We start from the raw sequence: 2,146 nt of genomic DNA, 5'->3' as shown, positions 1-2,146 counted from the left end.
GACTCCTCGGCGGCAGCGTCAGGTGTGTGTACGAGACAGGCCCTGCAGCAGCCGGTCGGTGGCGGTGCGGATGGCTTCCCGGTCACCGGCACCGCGCTCCACCGGGTAGGCGCCGCAGGCCCGGATGATCGGGCCCAGCAGGGGCACCCGGAACAGCTCTGCCTTGGCCATGAAGGCCACCGGCCGGCCGAGGGCGTGTCCCAGCAGCGGCGGGTCCAGGTGGGAGCCGTGGTTGGCCACCACCACCACGGCTCCCTCCAGGGGCACGTGGTCGTTGCCGGTGGTCCGGCCCCGGAACAGCACCCGGAACACGGGGAACACCAGCAGGTAGCTGATCAGCCGGTAGGTGAGGCTCGGCTTCGGCGTGCTCAGCAGGGCGGGGGGATCGGCCGGGGGCCGGCGGCGGCGTCTCACTGGCCCAGGTCGGTGGCGGTGGCGATCTGGGCGGTGCCGAGCCCGGGGCAGCTGCGCTTGATCAGGCCGGAGAGCACGTTGCCCGGACCGATCTCCACGGCGGTGCTGATCCCCTCGGCCTGCAGCCGGTCCATGGTCTCCCGCCAGCGCACACCCTGGGTCATCTGCCGCCGCAGCCGCTCCTTGAGCACGGTGGCGTCGGTCTCGGGCCGGGGATCGGCGTTGCTGAGCACGGGGATCCGGGCGTCGGCGAAGGGCACCGCCTCCAGTTCGGCGGCGAAGGCCTCGGCGGCGGCGGCCATGAAGGGGGAATGGAAGGCGCCGGACACCGCCAGGGGGATGGCCCGCTTGCAGCGCACCGTGGCCGCGATACTCGCCACTGCCTCCGGGGTGCCGGAGAGCACCACCTGGGCGGCGCTGTTGTCGTTGGCGATGACCACCCCTTCGGTGGTGGCCACCGCCTGCTCGAGCTCGTCCCGGTCGAAGCCCATCACGGCGGTCATGGCGCCGCCGCCGGCGGCGGCCATCAGCTCGCTGCGGCGGCGCATCAGGCCCAGGCCGGTCTCGGCGTCAAAGACACCGGCGGCGTAGAGCGCCACCAGCTCGCCAAGGCTGTGGCCCGCCACCAACAGGGCGTTGCGGCCCTGCCGATGCAGTTCATCCACCAGCAGGCTTTCCACCACGAACAGGGCCGGCTGGGTGTTGCGGGTGTCGTTGAGGTCGCCATCGGCACAAATGGCCAGCAGGTCGCGGCCGAGCAGCGCCGAGGCCCGATCGAAGCGCTCCCGGGCTCCCGGCAGGTCGATCACCCCGTCGGCCATTCCCGACTTCTGCGAACCCTGTCCCGGAAACACCCAGGCGATGGCCATGCAAGCCTCCCGTGCAACGGCAGGAGATTAGGGCTCGGCTGGCGGGCGCCCGGGACCGCTCCAGCGGAAGAGGGCCGCGCCCCAGCTGAGGCCGGCGCCGAAGCCGCTGCTGGCGATCAGGTCGCCGGCGCCGACCCGTCCATCGCGGACGGCTTCGTCGAGCATCAGCGGGATCGTGGCGGCGGAGGTGTTGCCATAGGCCGAGAGGTTGCTGAGCACCCGCTCGGCGGGCATGGCGAAGCGGTCGGCCACCGCGTCGAGGATGCGCTGGTTGGCCTGGTGCAGCAGCAGCCAGTCCACGTCGGCGGCGGCGGTGCCCGTGGCCTCCAGCAGCTCCGCCAGCACGGCGGGCACTTCGCGCACGGCGAACTTGTAGACCTCCTGGCCGTTCATGTGGATCGGCGCGAAGCCCCCCACCTGGGAGGAGAGATCCCCCACCAGGTGCTGGTGCTCGGCCACCTGGGCCAGGGTGAGGCAGGCGTTGCGGCTGCCGTCCGAGCGCATGCGGAAACCCACCAGGCCGTCGCCTGTGGGTTCGCAGGCCTCCACGGCCAGGGCACCGGCCCCGTCGCCGAACAGCACGCAGGTGCGGCGGTCGTCCCAGTCGAGCCAGCGGCTCAGCTGGTCGGCGCCGATCACCAGCACCCGCCGCATCGTGCCGCCGCGGATGTACTGGGCCGCCGTGATCAGGGCGAACAGGAAGCCGCTGCAGGCCGCCGTGAGATCGAAGGCCACCGCCCGGTGGGCCCCCAGGGCCGCCTGCACCCGCGGGGCGGTGCCGAACAGGTCGTCGGGGCTGGAGGTGGCCAGCAGGATCAGATCCACCTGCTCGGGGGCCCAGCCCGCGTGGGCCAGGGCCGCCC

At 72.8% G+C, this 2,146-nt stretch carries 2 protein-coding genes and 1 pseudogene; all 3 read right to left on the bottom strand.

The window, feature by feature from the left end:
- Positions 1–39 precede the first annotated feature (39 nt).
- Positions 40–414: pseudogene (locus tag VB737_RS06660) on the bottom strand (lysophospholipid acyltransferase family protein); the annotation flags it as partial.
- Positions 411–1,283: an ACP S-malonyltransferase gene (gene fabD, locus VB737_RS06655; protein ID WP_500312150.1), complete on the bottom strand. Its 873-nt coding sequence runs from the start codon at positions 1,281–1,283 to the stop codon at positions 411–413. The gene fabD and the pseudogene VB737_RS06660, both read right to left, overlap by 4 nt.
- Positions 1,284–1,310: 27 nt before the next feature.
- On the bottom strand, positions 1,311–2,146 hold an 836-nt coding region (locus VB737_RS06650; protein ID WP_500312149.1), incomplete at its 5' end, for a beta-ketoacyl-ACP synthase III.

It is taken from the genome of Synechococcus sp. BA-120 BA3 (genome assembly GCF_034931285.1).
Lineage (GTDB): Bacteria > Cyanobacteriota > Cyanobacteriia > PCC-6307 > Cyanobiaceae > Cyanobium.
The sequence above is the reverse complement of the archived record's forward strand: the minus strand, read 5'-3'. Positions and strand labels throughout refer to the sequence as shown.